This window comes from Micromonospora sp. CNZ296 (assembly GCF_007827635.1).
On record NZ_VISW01000005.1, the window covers coordinates 179,247 to 195,791 of the forward strand.

General features: G+C 74.6%; 18 protein-coding genes. 6 read left to right on the forward strand and 12 right to left on the reverse strand.

Annotation, left to right across the window (positions count from 1 at the left end; translation table 11 throughout):
• Positions 1-111: 111 nt before the first annotated feature.
• The 5 genes from coaD to FB455_RS11040 form a co-directional block, all read right to left on the reverse strand.
• Positions 112-588 carry a pantetheine-phosphate adenylyltransferase gene (gene coaD, locus FB455_RS11020; RefSeq protein ID WP_013284556.1) on the reverse strand — a complete coding sequence of 159 codons (477 nt, stop codon included), beginning with the start codon at positions 586-588 and terminating at the stop codon, positions 112-114.
• Complete coding sequence (rsmD, locus tag FB455_RS11025) at positions 585-1,148, reverse strand: 16S rRNA (guanine(966)-N(2))-methyltransferase RsmD (protein ID WP_013284555.1); 564 nt, start codon at positions 1,146-1,148, stop codon at positions 585-587. Before rsmD ends, coaD begins: the two co-directional genes overlap by 4 nt.
• Positions 1,149-1,233: 85 nt before the next feature.
• Positions 1,234-2,178 carry a serine hydrolase domain-containing protein gene (locus tag FB455_RS11030; protein ID WP_145753208.1) on the reverse strand — a complete coding sequence of 315 codons (945 nt, stop codon included), beginning with the start codon at positions 2,176-2,178 and terminating at the stop codon, positions 1,234-1,236.
• A gap of 76 nt (positions 2,179-2,254) precedes the next feature.
• Positions 2,255-4,456, reverse strand: a complete 2,202-nt coding sequence (gene recG, locus FB455_RS11035; RefSeq protein WP_013474348.1) for an ATP-dependent DNA helicase RecG — start codon at positions 4,454-4,456, stop codon at positions 2,255-2,257.
• Entirely contained in the window at positions 4,453-6,066 is a 1,614-nt protein-coding gene (locus FB455_RS11040) for a DAK2 domain-containing protein (RefSeq protein WP_013474347.1), read from the reverse strand. The genes recG and FB455_RS11040 overlap by 4 nt, the downstream gene beginning before the upstream one ends.
• A 210-nt stretch (positions 6,067-6,276) precedes the next feature.
• Between FB455_RS11040 and rpmB the strand changes: the two genes are divergently transcribed.
• Both rpmB and FB455_RS11050 read left to right on the forward strand, forming a co-directional pair.
• Positions 6,277-6,468, forward strand: coding sequence for a 50S ribosomal protein L28 (gene rpmB, locus FB455_RS11045; protein WP_013284551.1), 192 nt, complete (start codon positions 6,277-6,279; stop codon positions 6,466-6,468).
• 209 nt (positions 6,469-6,677) lie between these two features.
• Entirely contained in the window at positions 6,678-7,934 is a 1,257-nt protein-coding gene (locus tag FB455_RS11050; protein WP_145753210.1) for an ATP-grasp domain-containing protein, read from the forward strand.
• Here the strand turns inward: FB455_RS11050 and FB455_RS11055 are convergent.
• Together FB455_RS11055 and FB455_RS11060 are read right to left on the reverse strand one after the other, a co-directional pair.
• Positions 7,931-8,398, reverse strand: a complete 468-nt coding sequence (locus tag FB455_RS11055) for a GNAT family N-acetyltransferase (RefSeq protein WP_013474345.1) — start codon at positions 8,396-8,398, stop codon at positions 7,931-7,933. The two genes, FB455_RS11050 and FB455_RS11055, sit on opposite strands and share 4 nt — an antisense overlap.
• Positions 8,399-8,531: 133 nt before the next feature.
• Positions 8,532-9,482, reverse strand: coding sequence for a thiamine-phosphate kinase (locus FB455_RS11060; protein ID WP_013284548.1), 951 nt, complete (start codon positions 9,480-9,482; stop codon positions 8,532-8,534).
• A gap of 163 nt (positions 9,483-9,645) precedes the next feature.
• On the opposite strand from FB455_RS11060, the gene FB455_RS11065 reads away from it, so the two are divergent.
• Both FB455_RS11065 and FB455_RS11070 read left to right on the forward strand, forming a co-directional pair.
• On the forward strand, positions 9,646-9,879 hold the full coding sequence (locus FB455_RS11065; protein ID WP_013284547.1) for an Lrp/AsnC ligand binding domain-containing protein: 234 nt from the start codon (positions 9,646-9,648) through the stop codon (positions 9,877-9,879).
• Entirely contained in the window at positions 9,880-10,467 is a 588-nt protein-coding gene (locus tag FB455_RS11070; RefSeq protein ID WP_013284546.1) for a DUF3515 family protein, read from the forward strand. It begins immediately after the preceding gene.
• Positions 10,468-10,507: 40 nt separating this feature from the next.
• Here FB455_RS11070 and FB455_RS11075 read toward each other — a convergent pair whose 3' ends face one another.
• Together FB455_RS11075 and FB455_RS11080 are read right to left on the reverse strand one after the other, a co-directional pair.
• Positions 10,508-11,611, reverse strand: coding sequence for a D-alanine--D-alanine ligase family protein (locus FB455_RS11075; RefSeq protein WP_145753212.1), 1,104 nt, complete (start codon positions 11,609-11,611; stop codon positions 10,508-10,510).
• 166 nt (positions 11,612-11,777) lie between these two features.
• Positions 11,778-12,002: a hypothetical protein gene (locus FB455_RS11080; protein ID WP_013284544.1), complete on the reverse strand. Its 225-nt coding sequence runs from the start codon at positions 12,000-12,002 to the stop codon at positions 11,778-11,780.
• Between the two features lie 234 nt (positions 12,003-12,236).
• On the opposite strand from FB455_RS11080, the gene FB455_RS11085 reads away from it, so the two are divergent.
• Positions 12,237-13,082, forward strand: coding sequence for a helix-turn-helix domain-containing protein (locus FB455_RS11085; protein ID WP_013474343.1), 846 nt, complete (start codon positions 12,237-12,239; stop codon positions 13,080-13,082).
• 4 nt (positions 13,083-13,086) lie between these two features.
• Entirely contained in the window at positions 13,087-13,287 is a 201-nt protein-coding gene (locus tag FB455_RS11090) for a DUF397 domain-containing protein (protein WP_145753214.1), read from the forward strand.
• A 29-nt stretch (positions 13,288-13,316) separates the two neighbouring features.
• On the opposite strand, the gene FB455_RS11095 is transcribed toward FB455_RS11090, so the two are convergent.
• From FB455_RS11095 to FB455_RS11105, 3 genes are all read right to left on the reverse strand, one after another.
• Complete coding sequence (locus FB455_RS11095; protein ID WP_013284541.1) at positions 13,317-14,366, reverse strand: ROK family protein; 1,050 nt, start codon at positions 14,364-14,366, stop codon at positions 13,317-13,319.
• An 86-nt stretch (positions 14,367-14,452) separates the two neighbouring features.
• Positions 14,453-15,244 (reverse strand): putative protein N(5)-glutamine methyltransferase, encoded by a 792-nt coding sequence (locus tag FB455_RS11100; protein ID WP_013284540.1) that lies wholly within the window; start codon positions 15,242-15,244, stop codon positions 14,453-14,455.
• A gap of 172 nt (positions 15,245-15,416) precedes the next feature.
• A complete protein-coding gene (locus tag FB455_RS11105; RefSeq protein ID WP_145753216.1) occupies positions 15,417-16,535 on the reverse strand; it encodes a cystathionine gamma-lyase in 1,119 nt (372 codons plus the stop codon).
• Positions 16,536-16,545: the final 10 nt, after the last annotated feature.

Consider the following 16,545-nt stretch of genomic DNA (forward strand, 5'->3'; position numbering starts at 1 on the left):
CCACCCTCCACTCGGCGATCTTGCACTTGCGGCCCGGCACTCGTCCCTTGCGGGAGGAATGTCCGGGCCGAAAGTGCAAGATCGCGGGGGTGGGGGGAGGGCGGGCGGGGGTCAGGGGCGGAGGCGGGTGGCGAGCTGGGCTCGGACCAGGTCGGGGACGTGGGCGGAGATGTCGCCGCCCCACTTCGCCACGTCCTTGATCAGGCTGGACGAGATGAACGAGTAGAGCGGGTTGGTCGGCATGAAGAGCGTCTCCACGCCGGCCAGGCCGATGTTCATCTGCGCCATCTGCAGCTCGTAGTCGAAGTCGCTCACCGCACGCAGGCCCTTGATCAGCACACTCGCCTGCTGGGCGCGGCAGAAGTCGACGAGCAGGCCGCGGAACGACTCCACCCGGACGTTGTCGTACGAGGCGGTCACCTCGCGGAGCATGGCGATCCGCTCCTCGACGGTGAACAGGCCCTGCTTCGACTGGTTGACCAGCACTCCGACGATCACCTCGTCGAACAACCGGCTGGCCCGGCCGATGATGTCGAGGTGTCCGTTGGTGACCGGGTCGAACGAGCCCGGGCAGACCGCACGTCTCATGATCGGCGACCGTACCAAAGAGTGGTCTCGCCGTAACGTCTGCTGCGCTCCGGAGTGACACCTTCCACCCACGTGACCGGTCCGGTACGGCTGGACCGCTCGACGACCACCAGGGCGTCCGGGGCGAGCCAGGCGCCGTCGACCAGCGCGGACAGCATCGCGGTGATCTCGGCGTCCGGCACCGCGTACGGCGGATCGGCGAAGACCACGTCGTACGGCCCGTCGGTGGGCCCGGCCGCCAGCACGGTGGCGACCTTGCCGGTTACCAGGCGCGCGGCCGGCGCGGCCCGGAGCGCGGCGATGTTCTCCCGGATCACCCGGGCGGCCCGCGCGTCGGACTCGACGAGCAGGACGTGGGCCGCGCCCCGGGACAGCGCCTCCAGACCGACCGCGCCGGAACCGGCGTACAGGTCGGCGAAGCGCGCCCCGTCCAGGTCGACGTGGGAGTGCACGGCGCTGAACAACGCCTCACGGACCCGGTCCGAGGTGGGACGGGTGCCGGCGCCTGGTGGCGCGGCGATCCGCCGGCCGCCGAGCGTGCCGGCCACGATCCGGGTCACCGTCGCTCCCTGCGCATGCCCCGACGCTACGCGACGCCCGGCCCGGTGACGCGTCGGCCACCCGCCCGGCCGAACCTCGCGTGGATCACCGCGCCTCGGGGGTGTCGAGCGCCGACGTGATCGTTCGCGGATCGACCTCGGCCCGGTTCGTCAGCAGGACGAGCCGCTGGTCGGAGTCGGGCAGCCAGGCGGCGAACGCCTTGTAGCCGCCGTTGTCCCCCGAGTGGTGCAACGCCCGCCGGCCGGCCAGCGGGCCGACGAAGAAGCCGTAGCCGTACGCCTCGTCGGACCGTCCGGTGGGCGCGTGCGGCGCGGTCATCGCCGCCACCGGGTCCGGGGCGAGCAGCCGGCCCCGGCGCGGTACGTCCAGCCAGGTGAGCAGGTCCGCGCCGGTGCACCAGACGTCACCCGCGCCCATGCTGACGGTCGCCAGGTCCCACGACGGCACCGGACGGCCGCCCACGTGTCCGACCGCCACGTCCGGCCGTCCGTCGCCCGCGCCGGCGAAGCTACCGGTCATGCCCAGCGGCGCGAAGACCTCGTCGGCGAGGAACTCGGCGTACGGCCGGTCGGCCACGCGCTCGACGGTCCGGGCCAGCAGCACGTAGCCGGGGCTGCTGTAGTGCCACCCCGCGCCGGGCCGGAACAGCGGCGGCAGCGCCGCGAACCGGTCGAGCAGCTCGTCCGGCTCGGCCGGCCCGTGCAGGTCGATCGCCGGGTAGTCCTCCCAGTGGCCCAGGCCCGAGGTGTGGGTGAGCAGGTGGTGCAGCGTGATGCCGGACCACTCCGGCGGCGGCGTGCCGGGCAGCCGGCGTACCACCGGATCGGACAGGCTCAGCGCCCCCCGCTCGGCGAGCAGCAGCACCGCCACTGCGGCCATCTGCTTGCTGATCGACGCGATCTGGAACCGCGTCGCCGCCGTGCACAGCCGGCCGGACGCCTCGTCGGCGACTCCGGCGACCCGGTCCACAGCGAGTTCGTCGCCCCGGGTCAGAAGCAGCACGCCGTGTTCGAGTGATGGTGTCGACATCTGCGCGAGCCTAGGCACGCGACGCGCGTGCCGCAGTCCCGCGAGGCCGCACCGGGACGCCGTGCGAGCCCGCGCCTCAGCCCTTCTCCAGGTATTCGGCGCGCTCCTCGTCGACGAGCGCGGCGACCGACGCGGCCAGCGCCGGATGCCGGGAAAGATCCGGGTCGTCCTCGACCAGTTCGATCGCCTCGGCCCGCGCGTCGCGGATCAGCTCGGTGTCGCGCAGCAGCGACAGCAGCCGCAGGTGCGAACGCCGGCCGGACTGGGTCGCGCCCAGCACGTCGCCCTCCCGGCGCTGCTCCAGATCGAGTTCGGCGAGCTTGAAGCCGTCGGTGGTGGAGGCGACCGCGTCCAGCCTCTCCCGCGCGGACGAACCCTCGGCCGCCTCGGTGACCAGCAGGCAGAGACCGGCGGCCGAGCCCCGGCCCACCCGGCCGCGCAACTGGTGCAGCTGGGAGACGCCGAACCGGTCGGCGTCCAGCACGATCATCACTGTTGCGTTCGGCACGTTCACGCCGACCTCGACCACTGTGGTCGCGACCAGCACGTCCAGCTCGCCGTCGGCGTACGCGCGCATCACCGCGTCCTTCTCGTCCGCAGGCAGCCGCCCGTGCAGCACCCCGATCCGCAGCCCGTGCAGCGGCCCCTCGGCCAGCAGCGGGGCCACCTCGGTCACCGCCAGCGGCGGGCGGCGGCCGTTGTCGTCCTCCCGCGGCGGCTCCTCGTCCGACACTGGCCCCTCACCGATACGCGGGCACACCACGTACGCCTGGTGGCCCTTCGTGACCTCCTCGCGCAGCCGGCGCCAGGCCCGGTCGAGGAACGCCGGCTTCTCGGCGGCCGGGACCACGTGCGAGGCGATCGGCGAGCGGCCCTGCGGGAGCTGGGACAGCGTGGAGGTCTCCAGGTCGCCGTAGACGGTCATGGCCACGGTGCGCGGGATCGGGGTGGCGGTCATCACCAGCACGTGCGGCGGCTGCTCGGCCTTGGCGCGCAGCGCGTCGCGCTGCTCCACGCCGAAGCGGTGCTGCTCGTCCACCACGACCAGGCCGAGGTCGTGGAAGTCGACGCCCTCGTAGAGCAGGGCGTGCGTGCCGAGCACGATGCCGGCGCGCCCCTCGGCCACCTCGGCCAGCGCCCGGCGCCGGGCCGCCGCGCCGAGCGAGCCGGTGACCAGCTCCACCCGCGTGGCGTCGTCGGCGGCGCCCAGCTCACCGGCCCGGCCGAGCGGGCCGAGCAGGTCGAGGATGCCCCTGTGGTGCTGGGCGGCGAGCACCTCGGTCGGGGCCAGCAGCGCGGCCTGCCCACCGGCGTCGACCACCTGGAGCATGGCGCGCAGCGCCACCACCGTCTTGCCGGAGCCCACCTCGCCCTGGAGCAGCCGGTGCATCGGGTGCGGCCGGGCCAGGTCGGCGGCGATCTCCCGCCCGACGACCTGCTGGCCGGAGGTCAGCTCGTACGGCAGCCGGGCGTCGAACGCGTCGAGCAGGCCGCCCGCCTTCGCCGGCCGGGCCCGCCCCGGCGACGCCGCCGCCCGCTGCTTGCGCTGCACCAGCGTGAGCTGCACGGCGAACGCCTCGTCCCACTTCAGCCGGCGGCGGGCCCGGTAGAGCGCCTCCTTGCTGGTCGGACGGTGGATCTCGCGCAGCGCGGTGCCGATGTCGGCCAGGTTGCGGGTGGCCCGCACGGTGGCCGGCAGCGGGTCCTCCGGCGGGGTGAACGTGTCGAGCACGACGCGGACGCAGCGGGCGATCACCCAGGTCGGGACCGCCGCCGCGGCCGGGTAGACCGGGATCAGCGCCCCGGCGAACTCCTCGACCTCCTCGTTTGCGGCCGCCTCGCCCTCGCCGCCCTCGCCGAGCAGGACGTACTCCGGGCCGTTGAGCTGCCGCTTGCCCCGGAACTCGGTCACCTTGCCGGCGAACAGCCCCCACCGGCCGGGCCGCAGCTCCCGCTCCCGCCACGCCTGGTTGCCGAAGAACGTGCAGGTGAGCACGCCGCCGGAGCCGTCGCCGACGGTCACCTCCAGCAGGTTGCCGCGCCGCTGGCGCATCGGGCGCACCGCTGTGCGCTGCACCTGGGCGAGCACCGTGACCTGCTCCCCCACGTCGAGCGAGCGGATGTCGGTGTGCTCGCCGCGCTCGTCGTACCGGCGCGGGAAGTGGTAGATCAGGTCGCCCGCGGTGTGCAGGTCGAGATGCCCGGCCAGCGCCTTCGCGGTGCGCTCGCCGACCAGCTTCTTGAGCGGCGTGTCCACAGTGGCCGCTTCACCAGTCATTCGACCCCCACCAGGAGCGGATAGTGCGGCTGCCCGCCCTCGTACGCCTGCACCTCGACGAACGGCCAGGCCCCCTCGACGTGCGCGCGGACCCGGTCGGCCAGCCCGGCCGGCGCGTCGGCGCCGCAGAGCAGCGTGACCAGCTCGCCGCCACCGCCGAGCATCCGGTCCACCACTGCGGTGCAGGTGTCGACCAGATCCTGCCCGATCAGGTGCACCTCGCCCTCGACCAGGGCCAGCACGTCACCCGGGCGGGCCGGGCCGGCGACGGTGAGCGCCTCCCGGGCGGCGTGGCAGACCTCGGCGTACCGGCAGGCGCCGGCCGCCTCGGCCATCGCGATGACGTCGTCCTCGAACCGCCGCTTCGGATCGCGTACGGCGAGCGCCGCGAGCGCCTGCACCGGCGAGCGGGTCGGCACCACGCTCACCTTGATGCCGAGGCCGTGCGCCTCCTTGGCCGCCGCGCTCGCCACCGACTGGGTGTTCGGGTCGTTCGGCAGCACCACCACCCGGGCGGCGCCGGTGGCCCGGATCGCGTCGAGCAGCTCACCGGTGGACGGGTTGGCGGGCACCACCACGGCGCCCTCGGCGGCGAACAGCTCCGCGATGCCCGCGCCGGTGGCCACCACCACGGCGGCCCGCCCGTCGGGCAGCGCCACCTGCGGCCCCGGTGCCGGGGCGGTCTGGTCGGCGAAGCGGGTCACGCCGATCCGGTGCGGGCGGCCGGCGACCACGCCCGCCTCGACCGCCGCCCCGATGTCGTTGACGTGCACGTGCACGTTCCAGGTGCCGGCGCCGTCGCCGACGATCGCCACGGAGTCGCCGAGCGCGTCCAGCTCGGCGCGCAGCCGGTTCACCGCCTCGTCGGTCGCGTCGAGCAGGTACTGCACCTCGTAGGCGTACGCGTCGGAGCCGCTCTCCCGCACGGCGGTGACCGGCGCGCGGCGGGCGGGCGGCGCGGACGCCGGCTGCCCCGGGCTCTCCCCCGTGATCACCTCGACGAGCGCGTCCAGCAGCAGGCACAGGCCGCGCCCGCCGGCGTCGACCACGCCCGCGCGGGCCAGCTCCGGCAACTGCTCGGGGGTACGCGCCAGCGCGTGCGCCGCCGCCTCGGCGGCGGCCCGGGCCACGGCGCGCAGGTCGTCGCTGTCCGCCCGGCGGGCCGCGTGGGCCGCGGCGGCGACCACGCTCAGCAGCGTGCCCTCGACCGGCCGGGCGACAGCGGCGTAGGCGGCGGTGGTGGCGTCGGCCAGCGCGTCGGCGAGCTGCCGCCCGCGCACCGCGGGCACGGCGGCGAGCGTGTCGGCGAGGCCGCGCAGGATCTGCGAGAGGATCACGCCGGAGTTGCCGCGCGCCCCGAGCAGCGCGCCCCGGGCCATCAGCCGCAAGGCGTGCCCGTGCGGGGTGTGCCCGTCGTCGGGAAGGGTGCCGAGATCCATGGCCAGGGCCTGCTGGGCCGAGGTGAACGTGAGCACCAGGTTGGTGCCGGTGTCGCCGTCGGGCACCGGATAGACGTTCAGGTCGTCGATCTCGCCCTGGTGGGCCCGGAGAGCGGTCAGCCCGCTCGCGCACCAGCGGCGTACCGCTGCGGCGTCGAGGGTCTCCAGCACGTCGGGAAGCCTACTGGCGCACACCGACACGCGCCGGGGTCGTCCGCCGCGTGTCCGCCCCGGCCGACGGCCCGGCCGGGACGCCGGTACGCTGGGTGGGCTCGCGAAAGGGCCGGTTGGGCGTACCGACTGTCATCGGGTAACCTGACCAGGTTGCCCGGGCAGCGCCTGGCGGCGACCTCATGAACGTTTCAATCCCAGGAGTATCCCGTGGCTAGCGTGTGCGACGTCTGTGGCAAGGGGCCGGGCTTCGGCCACAACGTGTCCCACTCGCACCGGCGGACCAACCGCCGCTGGAACCCGAACATCCAGTCGGTGCGTACCCCGGCCGGTGGTGGCACCACCAAGAAGTTGCAGGTCTGCACCTCGTGCATCAAGGCCGGCAAGGTCACCCGCGCCTGACGCGGTAGCGCCACCGGAACATCGTCGGTCGCCGGCGGATCCCTTCGGGGTCCGCCGGCTTCTGTCGTGTCCCGGCGGTCCGTCGCCCGGTATCCACCGACCGTCCCCGCACCCCTGACCGACCGTACGGCGACCCGCTGGTACGAGCCGGTTAGGGTGCTGCTGCGCCGGCCGTCCGGTTCCGGCGCGAGCCGTGGGGAGGATGACCGGTGGACCTCGATCTGGGTCGCGAGCAACTGGTGGTGGTGGGCGCGTCGTTCGGCTCACTGAGCTGGTTCGACCAGGAACTGCCGCGCGGCAGCGTGGTGCTGGTCGAGGAGCCGGACGTGATCGCCCGCCGCGACCTGGCCCGGTTCGCCGAGCGGCTGCCGATGATCGGGCGCCTCGTCGCGGCCGAGTACCAGACCGGCTTCGACCCGGACGCCCTGCTCGCCCGTGAGCCGGGCCTCGCCGACGCCCGGCTGGTCCTGCCCGGCCTGGAGTACGCGGTCGGCGCCACCGCCCGGCTCGCCGAGCGGCTCGGCCTCCCCGGCGCCGGGGTCGAGGCCGCCGACGTCTTCTCCGACAAGCACCGGATGCGGCTGCTCGCCGACCGGATCGGACTCGCGAACCCGGCGTACGAGCTGGTCGACGACCCGGCGCGGGCGGTGGAGTTCGCGCAGGCGCACGGCGGGCGGTGCGTGCTCAAGCCCACCCGCCGCTCGGGCAGCCTGGGCGTGCAGCTGATCACCGACCCGGCCGAGGTGCCGGCCCGCTGGGCGGCCAGCGCCGCCCCGCCCGACCCGGCCGAGGCCACCGAGCGCGGCCTGCCCACGGGTGTGCTGGTCGAGGAACTGCTCGTCGGCACCGAGCACAGCGTGGAGCTGCTCGTGGCCGAGGGCGAGGTGGTCTTCGCCAACGTCACCGACAAGCGGATCGCCGGCGGCCGCTACCCGGTGGAGACCGGCCACACCGTGCCGTCCGCGCTGCCCGCCGACGCGCACGACGCGCTGCGCGCCGCAGCGGTACGTCTCGCCGAGGCGGCCGGCTTCCGCAGCGGCATGCTGCACAGCGAATGGATCCTCGCCGACGGCGTGCCGACGCTCGTGGAGTGTGCGGCCCGGATGCCCGGCGACATGATCACCGCGCTCATCTCGATCGCCTACGAGCGGGACGTCATCGAGGCGTACCTGCGGATCCTGCGCGGCGAACGGCCGGCGCTGCCGGCGCGGGCGACCGGCGCCGCGGCGATCGAGTTCCTGATCGCGCCGCCCGGCCGGGTCACCGCCGTGGACGGCAGGCGCGACGCGCTGCGCGTGCCGGGCGTGCTCGACGTGCAGGTGGAGACGAAGGTCGGTCAGACAGTGCCGGAGCTGCTCTCCTCGGCGCACCGCAGCGGGCACCTGATGGCCTGGGGCGCCACCCCGGACGAGGCCGCGAACGCCGCCCGCCGCGCCGCGAGCGAGATCCGCATCTCGGTCGGCTAGAGCGTGCGGCCGTACGACAGGCAGCCCGGGGCGTCCTTGTAGAAGCCGAAGTTCGGGATCCGCTCGTAGCCGGCCGAGGTGTACATGGCGATCGCCTCGGGCTGCTTGTCGCCGCACTCCAGCACGATCCGCTTGCGGCCGTGGTCGCGGGCGGACCGCTCGACCGCGCCGAGCACCGCGCGGGCCACGCCCCGGCCCCGGGCCGCCGGGTCGGTGTACATCCGCTTCAGCTCGGCCGTGTCGCCGTCCTCGCCGTGGCTGCGCCATCCGCCGCAGCCCACCGGCCGCCCGTCCAGGTAGGCGACGAGGAACGCGCCGTCCGGCGGGGTGAACTCGGCCGCGTCGACAGGGGTCTCGTCGCCGCTGCCGCCGTACCGGGCGCCGAGGTCGGCCAGCGCCGCCCGGATCAGCGCCTGCGACTCGGGCGCGTCGAAGCGCCGCTCCCGGATCTCGATCTCGCTCACCGTGCCAGGTTACGACCGCCGCCGGCCCCGGCCCGGCCCGGCGGCCCGGGGTCGGACGCAGATCACTCCGGGCCCGCTGGTCTCCCCGTCCGGCGACTGTGCCGGCTATTCCGCCGTCCGGCGGCTGTGCCGGTTATTCCGCCGTCCGCCGGAAGTGGTCCCAGCCGCGCGGGCCGCTGTAGGCGGCACCGTCGACGGTGACCCCGGTGCCGGCCGCCACCCGCCCGACCGGCCGCCAGCCCTCGGGCAGCGCGGCGTCCGCCGGGAACGTCGCCGCCAGCGCGTGGTCCTCGCCGCCGGCCAGGATCCAGGTGTACGGGTCGACGCCGAGCGCCTGCGCCGCGTCCCGCATCTGCCGGGGCACCTCGAACGCGTCGCGGCTCACGTCGATCGCCACGCCGCTGGCGGTCGCCACGTGCCCGAGGTCGGCCAGCAGCCCGTCCGACACGTCGATCATGGCGGTGGCCCCTGCCGCGGCGGCAGCGGGTCCGGCGGCGTACGGCACCTCGGGGCGGCGGAACGCCTCGACCAGCAGCCGGGGCGTGCGGAAACCCCGGGACAGCACGGTGTAGCCGGCCGCCGACCAGCCGGTGCGCCCGGCCAGCGCCACCACGTCGCCGGGGCGGGCGCCGGAGCGCACCACCGGGTCGCGGCCGGCCAGGTCGCCGAGCGCCGTCACCGCGACGGTGAGCGTCGGGCTGCCGGACATGTCCCCGCCGACCACGCTCGCGCCGACCAGCGCCGCCTCCGCGCCGAGCCCGTCGGCCAGTTCCTCGGCCCAGGCCGGGTCCAGCTCGGCCGGCATGCAGAGCGCGACCAGCAGTGCGGTCGGGGTGGCGCCCATGGCGGCGATGTCGGCGAGGTTGGCCGCCGCCGCCCGGTGTCCCACGTCCCGCGCCGACGACCAGTCGCGGCGGAAGTGCCGCCCCTCCACCAGCACGTCGGTCGAGGCGACCACCCGCCGGTCCGGTGCGGCCACCACCGCGCCGTCGTCGCCGGGGCCGAGCAGGCAGCTCTGTCCCTGCGCCAGCCGGGCGGTCACCCGGTCGATCAGGCCGAACTCGCCGACATCAGTGACAGTCATTCCGTCCCCTCGCTCCGCTGCGTCGTTCCGCACGTCCCACCCCTGTCCGTACCGGCGTGTGCTCGCTCACCGCGTCCGACCGGCAACCGATAGGGATCACGGCCGCTCAGTACGGTAGTTTCACCCTTCGGGTCGCCCGGAGGCGACGGACGGAGGTCGAGTCGTGGTACAGGCGTACATCCTCATCCAGACCGAGGTCGGCCGGGCGCGTGACGTGGCCGGTCTGATCGCGGACCTGGCCGGCGTGGTACGGGTCGACGCCGTCACCGGGCCGTACGACGTGGTCGTGCTCACCGAGGCGAACACCGTCGACGAGCTCGGCAAACTCATCGTCAGCAAGGTGCAGATGGTGCCCGGCATCACCCGCACCCTCACGTGTTCGGTGGTGCGGCTGTAAGTGGACGAGAAGGACACCTCCCCCCGCCGGGACGGCGCCACCCGCCGTGCCGCGCTCTGGGCGACGCTCGTCGCGGTGCCGGTGACCGTGGCGGTCGCCGGGTTCACGTTCGCCAAGCTGGCCCCGGAGTCGCCGGACGCCGGGCCGAGCGCGTCGGCGAGCCCTCGGGCCCAGTCGAGCGCGCCGGTCGAGATGCCCGCCCCGGCGCTGGCCGAGCGCCCGACCGTCCTGTGCCGGGCCCTGATGTCGCAGCTCCCGGACAGCGTGCGTGACCTGACGCAGCGCCCGGTCACCGCGGGCCCGGAGCAGAACGCCGCGTACGGCGACCCGGCGCTGACTGTGGCCTGCGGCGGCAGCCCGGCGCAGTTCCCGCCCACCGACGAGGTGTGGAAGGTCAACCAGGTCTGCTGGCACGCGGCGCAGGAGGCCGACGCCACTGTGCTGACCACGGTCGACCGGGAGACCCCGATCCGGGTGCGGGTGCCGAAGTCGTACGAGCCGCCGTTGCAGTGGGTGACCTCGATCTCCGACACGATCGTCAGCTCGGTCCCCTCGGCGAAGCAGGCCCCCTCGGGCTGCTCCGCCTGACGCCCGGCCGGCCCAGCGGCCGACGGGGCGCTACGGGCGGTCAGCGGCCGGCGCGGCGGTGCAGGGCGGTACGGATCAGCCGGTTGACCAGCTTCGGGTACTCCAGCCCGCTGGCCGACCACATCCGCGGGAACATCGACGTCGGGGTGAAGCCCGGCATCGTGTTGATCTCGTTGAGGTAGACGTCCATCTGCGGGGTCACGAAGAAGTCGACCCGGGCCAGCCCGGAGCAGTCGAGCGCGGTGAAGGCCCGGGTGGCGTAGTCGCGCACCTGCCGGGCCACCGGCTCGGGCAGGTCGGCCGGTACGTCGTACTCGCAGACCTCGTCGGCGAAGATGTACTTGGCCTCGAAGTCGTACCAGTCGCGGTCGCCGATCATCCGCACCTCGGCCAGCACGGAGGCCTCCGGCGCGCCGCCGGCCTCGCCCTCCAGCACGCCGCACTCGATCTCGCGGCCGACCACGGCGCCTTCGACGAGCACCTTGCTGTCGATCTCGCGGGCGGTGACGAGCGCGGCGTCCAGGTCCGCCCAGTCGTCGACCTTGGTGATGCCGAACGAGGAGCCGGCCCGGGACGGCTTGACGAAGACGGGCAGCCCGAGGCGCTCCTTGTCCTCGTCGCTCAGCGACATCCCGGCGCGCAGCACCGCGTACGGGCCGACCGGGATGCCCTCGGCGGCGCAGAGCTTCTTGGTGAACTCCTTGTCCATGGCCGCGGCGGAGGCGAAGACGTTCGCGCCGACGTAGGGGATGTCGGCCATCTCCAGCATGCCCTGGATCGTGCCGTCCTCCCCGTACGCGCCGTGCAGCACCGGGAAGACCACGTCCACGTCGGCCAGCGCGACCGGCCCCTGGGCCGGGTCGAGCACCATCAGGCCGCCGACGGCGGGATCGGCGCGCAGCACCAGCTCGGTGCCGGAGCCGGCGGTGATCTCGGGCAGCTTGCGGTCGGCGATGGCGAGCCGGCTCGGGTCGCCGCTGGCGAGCACCCACTGGCCCTGCCGGGTGATGCCGACCGGGACCACCTCGAACTCGTCCGGGTCGAGCGCGGCCAGCACGCTGCCGGCGCTGACGCAGGAGATGCCGTGCTCGGGGCTGCGGCCGCCGAAGACGATCGCCACACGGGTCTTGCCTGGGGTGGTCATGGTCACCTCATCGTTCGCGACTGCGGCTGGCCGTGCTCGCCGGTGGCGCTCACCCGACTGACCTTACTGTGCGTTGCCGCAAGCGGTGGTCGTTACCCGGGGAGACGCGGAGTCGCGTGGCAAACGGTCAAGGCGACATCTACGGGGAGTAACGGAACGGTGCGCGTCAGAAGGCCGGGTGCCGGGGCCGGCGGCCCACCGCGATGACCTTCACCCGCTGCCGGCCGGCCCGCACCATGCCCAGCGCCATGAACGCGCCGGCGATCCGGTCGGCGGCCTCCCGGCTGCTCGCGCCGACCACCTGACGGCGGCGCTCCGGGCTGGTCCGTTCGTCACGGCGGGCACCGTCCGGTGGACGCACGTCGGTCAGGACCACGAGGAACCTGGTCACCGCGGAACCCCTCCCGTCTCGTGGACCGGCAGGGGCACGCGGCGGTCGGATCGTGGGGGAGTGAAGAATCCGACCACCGCGCGCCCCATCCCCTCCGGTCGCTCACCGCCACCGTCGCCACGACAACCGGCGGTGAGGACGCCGTCACACATTGACAGGTTCACCGGCGTGAATGCAACTCTCATCGACTTTCTCTCATGCCCACGTTCCCACGGGATGTGCGACTATCGATGCATGGCGCCGAAGACCGCCCGGGCCCGACGGCTCGGCATCGCCCTGCGGACCCACCGGGAGGCCGCCGGCCTCACCCTGGAGGCCGCGGCCGACGAGATCAACAGCACCCGGAGCACGCTGTCCCGTTACGAGAACGCGCAGACGCTCGTCAGTCCCGCCACCGTGCGCGCGCTGCTCACCAGCTACGGCGTGGGCCCGGCCGACATCGCCGCGGCGGTGCAGCTGGCGAAGGACGCCCGCAAGCCGGGCTGGTGGGTGTCCTATTCGTACCTGCTGGACCAGCGCACCATCGACTTCATCGCGCTGGAGGCCGAGGCCACCGGCATCGCGAACTTCGAACCGTCGGTGGTGCCCGGTCTGCTCCAGACCGCCGACTACATCCGCGGGGTGATGCGCGGCGGGCCGCACACGCTCACCGACGAGCAGGTGGAGCAGCGGGTCCAGCTACGGCTGGACCGCCAGCAGCGGCTCTCCGGCGCAGAGCCGCCGATCCTCGACGCCATCATCGACGAGGGCGCGCTGCTGCGCCCGGTCGGTGACCGCTCGGTCATGTCCGGCCAGCTCCAGCACCTGCTGAAGATGGCCGAGCTGCCGAACGTCACGGTGCAGGTGATCCCACTGGCCGCCGGCTACCACCGGGGCACCCGGGGATCGCTGCACATCCTGGAGTTCGCCGACCCGGAGGACCCGATCATCGCCTCGGTGGAGACAGTCGCCGGGCAGATGGTCCTCGACCGGCCGGGTGACCTGCGAACCTGCGCCAAGATCATGGAGCACCTGCGGACCGTGGCGCTGAGCCCGGCGGCCAGTCGGGACCAGCTCCTCCGCCTGCTGAACGAGAGGTGACCAGATGAACGGCACGAACCGCACGACCCCCACACCGGCCCGCTGGCGCAAGAGCAGCCACAGCGGCGACGAGGGCGCGTGCGTGGAGATGGCGCCGCTGACCGGCGCGGTGGCGGTCCGCGACTCGAAGGACCCGTCCGGCCCGGTGCTGGTGTTCCCGCCGCACGCCTGGGCCGCGTTCACCGCGGCACCGCCGCGCGCCTGACCGGCTGAGCGGCCCGTCAGGCGGCGGCGTCAGCCGAGTGGGGCGGCGGCGGTCACGATGCCGCGCACCGCCTCCAGCGCCGCGATGGCCACCCCGCGCGCGCCGGCCATGTCCCGGTCCGGCACCAGCGCGAAGGTGGCCACCGCCCGCTGCTCCTCCCGGAGCACCGTGTGCTCGGCGACCGCGGCGAGGAACCAGTCCCGGAACTCCGGCGCCGCTTCCACCACACCCCCGCCGACGAAGTAGGCGTGCGGGTCGGTGAAGTTCGCCGCGATGGTGAACAGCCGGCCCAGCGCCTTGGCCTGCTGGGTGAACACCAGGCGGGCCAGCGGGTCGCCGCGTTCGCCGTAGCCGCGCAGCAGCTTCGCCGCCCGGTCCGGCTCCTCCGCCGCGAGCGGATGCTCCGGGTGCCGGGCCAGCCAGTACGGCAGCAGGTTGCGCCGGATCGCGGTGAGCGAGGCGACGCTCTCCGCGTCCCCGGTGAAGCCGCAGGCGCAGACCGGCGCCGCCTGGTCCGGCTCCACCAGTCCGTCCAGCGGGATGTGCACGTGCCCGAACTCGCCGGCCATGCCGGCCGCGCCGCCGACCACCCGGCCGGACTCCACCACGCCGCCGCCGAGCCCGGTGCCGACGATCGCGGACACCGACGACCGGGCCATCGCCTCGGTGCCGAAGTGCACGTGGTGGGCGTAGAGGGCGGCGGCGTTGCCGTCGTTGGCGTACACCACGGGCAGACCCAGCCGCCGTTCCAGGGCGGTGCGCACGTCGAAGCCCCGCCAGGCGGGCTGGGAGAAGTTCGTCGAGCCGCGGGACGAGATCACGCCGGTGGCGCTGGCCGGGCCGGGCGTGTCCAGCCCGACGGCGCGGACCAGGTCACGCGGTACGCCGGTGTGCGCCAGTACGCCGTCGAACGCCCGCGCGAGCGCCTCCACGGCCGCCTCCGGCCCGGCGCCGACCTCGCTCGGGATCTCCAGCAGCCCGTCCACCAGGAACCGGCCGTCGACGGTCAGCACTGTGGCGTTGTCGCTCGTGCCCCCGTTGTCCAGCCCCACCACCACCGGCACACCTGCGCTGCCCACCGCCACCGCCTCCCGCCGCGCCTGACCCGAGGCTAGTTCCCGCCCGGCCCACCCGCCACGTCACCGCGAGGACTCCCCCGCGGCGGTCAGCCGGGGCGGCGGGCGGTGACCGCTGTGGCCTCCCGCTCCTCGTCGCGGACCACCGTCGGCTCCAGCCCGACGGCGGTGAACGCGGCGCACAGCTCCGGGGCCTGCGCGACGCTCGACTCGACCACGACGTGCCCGCCCGGGGCGAGCCACTCGGCCGCGCCGGAGGCGACCCGGCGCAGCACGGCCAGACCGTCAGTGCCGCCGTCCAGTGCGACCGGCGCCTCGTACAGGCGCGCCTCGGCCGGCAGCGAGGCCACCGCGGCGGTCGGCACGTACGGCGCGTTGGCCACCACCAGGTCCAGCGTTCCGCGGCGGCCGGCCGGCAGCGCGTCGAACAGGTCGCCCTGGTAGACCGGCACGCCGAGCGGTTCGAGGTTGCGCCGCGCGCAGGCCACCGCCACCGGGTCGATGTCGGCGGCGGCCAGCCAGCGGGGCGTCAGCCGTTCGTGCAGCACCACGGCGGCGGCGCCGGAGCCGCAGCACAGGTCGAGCACCACCGGTGCCGGCCCGGCCAGCGCCGCCGCCGCGTCGACCAGCAGGGCGGTACGACCGCGCGGCACGAAGACCCCCGGGTGGACGGCGATCCGCCTCCCGCAGAACTCGGCCCAGCCGAGCAGATGTTCCAGCGGCAGGCCGGCGACGCGACGGTCGACGAGCCGGGTCAGCGACTGCGCGGAGTCGGCGGCGGCGATCAGCAGTTCCGCCTCGTCCTCGGCGAAGACGCAACCGGCGGCGCGCAGCCGCCGGACGAGGGCCTGACGGTCGGGGGTGAACACGGTGGATGCCATGGCAAGCCTTTCGGGAAGCGCTCGTCGGCGCCCCCGGCGTCGCCTCAGCCCCGAAGCGACGCGGACTCGGAGGGAGCGCCGGTCCTCTGCTGGTGGATCGGACTCACCTCCTCGGGTCGGGGCCGCACGGGCCGTGGCTGCCCGTCACCTTAGCCCAGTGGCCGTCACGCCGTCAGCCCGCCGCGTCGAGCGCCGCCGTCACGTCGGCGAGCAGGTCGTCGGTGTCCTCGATGCCGCAGGAGAACCGCACGAAGCCCGGCGTCGTGTCGTCGCCCCACTGAGCGCGCCGGTCGGCCGTGGTGTGCAGCCCGCCGAACGAGGTGGCGGCGGCCACCAGCCGGGAGGCGCCGAGGAACCGGGCCACCCGGCGCTCGTCGCCCAGGTCGAACGAGAGCACGCCCGGTACGCGCCGCATCTGGACCGACGCGACCGGGTACGCCGGGTCGTCCGGCCGGCCGGGCCAGCGCACACCGGTGACGTCCGGGCGTGCCGCGAGCAGGTCGGCCAGCGCCCGCGCGTTCGCGGTCTGCCGGGCCAGCCGCAGGTCGAGCGTGGCCAGCGAGCGGTGAGCGAGCCAGCAGTCGAACGCGCCCGGCACCCCGCCGGTGGCGTTGCGCCAGGCGGTCGCCGCGTCGCACAGCCCGGCGTCCCGGGTGGCCAGGTAGCCCAGCAGCAGGTCCGAGTGGCCGGTCAGCGCCTTGGTGCCCGAGGCGACCACCACGTCCGCGCCGAGGTCCAGCGGGCGCTGCCCGAGCGGCGTGGCGGTGGTGTTGTCCACCGCCACCAGCGCACCGGCGGCGCGTGCGGCGGCGGCCACCGCCGGAACGTCGGCGACGTCCAGGCCGGGGTTCGCCGGGGTCTCCAGCAGCACCAGCCGTACGCCGTCGAACGACGGGTACGGCCCGGCCGTCGGCACGAGCACCACACGTACGCCGAGCTGTTCCAGCGTGTCCGAGGCGAACGAGCGCACCGAGAAGTAGCCGTCGGCGGGCAGCAGCACCGTGTCGCCGGGGCGCAGCACTGTCAGCAGCAGCCCGGTGATGGCGGCCTGGCCGCTGGCGAAGACCCGGCAGTCGCCGCCCTCCAGCTCGCCGATCGCCGTCTCCAGCAGCCGCCGGGTGGGGTTGTCGGGCCGCCCGTACCCGTCCACCGCCGCCGACGGGCCGCGCTCGGGGTCCAGGTGGTACGGCGCGGCGAAGACCGGGCCGGGCAGGAACGGCTGGCCGGGTGCCGCGTCCGGCAGGCCGGCGTGCACGCTGCGCGTGCCGTCGCCCCAGTCCTCGTTCGTCATCCCGGCTCCG

Bases quoted from the DNA above. Each gene is read 5' to 3' on its own strand.
- coaD (WP_013284556.1), bottom strand. From the start codon at position 588: ATGAGACGTGCGGTCTGCCCGGGCTCGTTCGACCCGGTCACCAACGGA.
- FB455_RS11030 (WP_145753208.1), bottom strand. From the start codon at position 2,178: ATGTCGACACCATCACTCGAACACGGCGTGCTGCTTCTGACCCGGGGC.
- recG (WP_013474348.1), bottom strand. From the start codon at position 4,456: ATGACTGGTGAAGCGGCCACTGTGGACACGCCGCTCAAGAAGCTGGTC.
- FB455_RS11060 (WP_013284548.1), bottom strand. From the start codon at position 9,482: ATGACTGTCACTGATGTCGGCGAGTTCGGCCTGATCGACCGGGTGACC.
- FB455_RS11075 (WP_145753212.1), bottom strand. From the start codon at position 11,611: ATGACCACCCCAGGCAAGACCCGTGTGGCGATCGTCTTCGGCGGCCGC.
- FB455_RS11085 (WP_013474343.1), top strand. From the start codon at position 12,237: ATGGCGCCGAAGACCGCCCGGGCCCGACGGCTCGGCATCGCCCTGCGG.
- FB455_RS11090 (WP_145753214.1), top strand. From the start codon at position 13,087: ATGAACGGCACGAACCGCACGACCCCCACACCGGCCCGCTGGCGCAAG.
- FB455_RS11100 (WP_013284540.1), bottom strand. From the start codon at position 15,244: ATGGCATCCACCGTGTTCACCCCCGACCGTCAGGCCCTCGTCCGGCGG.
- FB455_RS11105 (WP_145753216.1), bottom strand. From the start codon at position 16,535: ATGACGAACGAGGACTGGGGCGACGGCACGCGCAGCGTGCACGCCGGC.